Consider the following 1,137-nt stretch of genomic DNA (forward strand, 5'->3'; position numbering starts at 1 on the left):
CGAACAGGGTGGGTATCACGGTTACTGGAGCTTTGAAGCCGGTGCCGCCGTGATCTTGCTTGGCATCGAAGACGACAGCAGCTTGCACAAGTACCTGTATTACCCAAAGGACTTGGTCGCATGGTGTCGAGAGCATCGCAGCCTATCTAAACCGGATGGGGACCAGGGCATCCGGCTGCGCTGTGAAGCCGGCCAGCCCTGCCCCCGCGAAGGCGAATGGGCAACCCCTGCCCAGGTCAATAGCCGCCGCTTCAGATATGGCGAGGTGATGCCAAGCGTCGAGAGCGACTACGGCCAAACCATTTGGCAATGGTTGAGCGAATGAACCCGGTCAACGACCACCGTAACGCATGGTGGGCTTGTTGATGCGCTATCTCTCGTGCCATGTATGAAGCCCTCAACCGCAGTGTGGCAGGACATGTGCCGAAGCATGAAAGCCACGCAGCGCATCAGCTGACTCGTGAATGGGGAGACGCCGACATTGACAAAGTGGTTGATAACCGCGCGGGCATGAAGGGCGAGGCCCGTGATCAGCGCAAGCGGTGAAGCTGAGGACAGGATTCGACATGCAGTTTCATGAAAAAAGGCGGCAGCAGTTTCTGGGAGAGCGGCATTGGGCGCTTGCCAGAAGGAACTGCCTTGAGGGCGTCGAAGAGGTCGGGCGCATTCTCCGCGAGGCGGTGGCGGAAGGTGACGTTCGCTACGCGGTGGGGCGTGCTCGAACAATTTCGGAGTTGATGGTAGACCGATTGAGCCTGAACTACACCGCAGGCGAACCGATAGACCCCATGCGCGGCGAACTGGAGAATGTCCTTTCCGCCTACGAGCGATATGCCGAACTGTTGTGGCAAGACACGGCCGACCGAAACGAGCCAGCCTTTGACTTCGTCGTGCTGGATGACTACTGCCAGCTGATGCAGCTGGTCGGCCTGTGCTTCTTGCTGCACCGACGCGACCTGCTTCCCCGCATCGCCGCATTGCAGGATGGCGAGAACGGTACCTCCAACGGCGGAGCGGATGTGATTTATGAAGAGTTCATGATCCATGTGTTTGGTGCCGAGAAGCGGTTCGACACGGAGCACGCATGCCAAGTTCGACCATACGAAAGCCTGTTCTATGCGTTGACGGAGGAATCAA

At 58.4% G+C, this 1,137-nt stretch carries 2 protein-coding genes and 1 pseudogene; all 3 read left to right on the forward strand.

Annotation, left to right across the window (positions count from 1 at the left end):
* Window positions 1-325, forward strand: a 325-nt coding sequence (locus tag ABG80_RS23600) for a PoNe immunity protein domain-containing protein (protein WP_152987681.1), incomplete at its 5' end; no start/stop codon positions are given.
* 59 nt (window positions 326-384) lie between these two features.
* Window positions 385-546 (forward strand): hypothetical protein, encoded by a 162-nt coding sequence (locus tag ABG80_RS22900; RefSeq protein WP_160322571.1) that lies wholly within the window; start codon window positions 385-387, stop codon window positions 544-546.
* Between the two features lie 20 nt (window positions 547-566).
* Window positions 567-1,137, forward strand: a pseudogene (locus ABG80_RS16520) (DUF1910 domain-containing protein); the annotation flags it as partial.

The sequence above is a fragment of the Aquabacterium parvum genome (assembly GCF_001447195.1).
GTDB lineage: Bacteria > Pseudomonadota > Gammaproteobacteria > Burkholderiales > Burkholderiaceae_C > Aquabacterium > Aquabacterium parvum.

What these genes read in the sequence shown, in the direction of transcription:
- ABG80_RS22900 (WP_160322571.1), top strand. Translation starts at nt 385, where the DNA reads ATGTATGAAGCCCTCAACCGCAGTGTGGCAGGACATGTGCCGAAGCAT.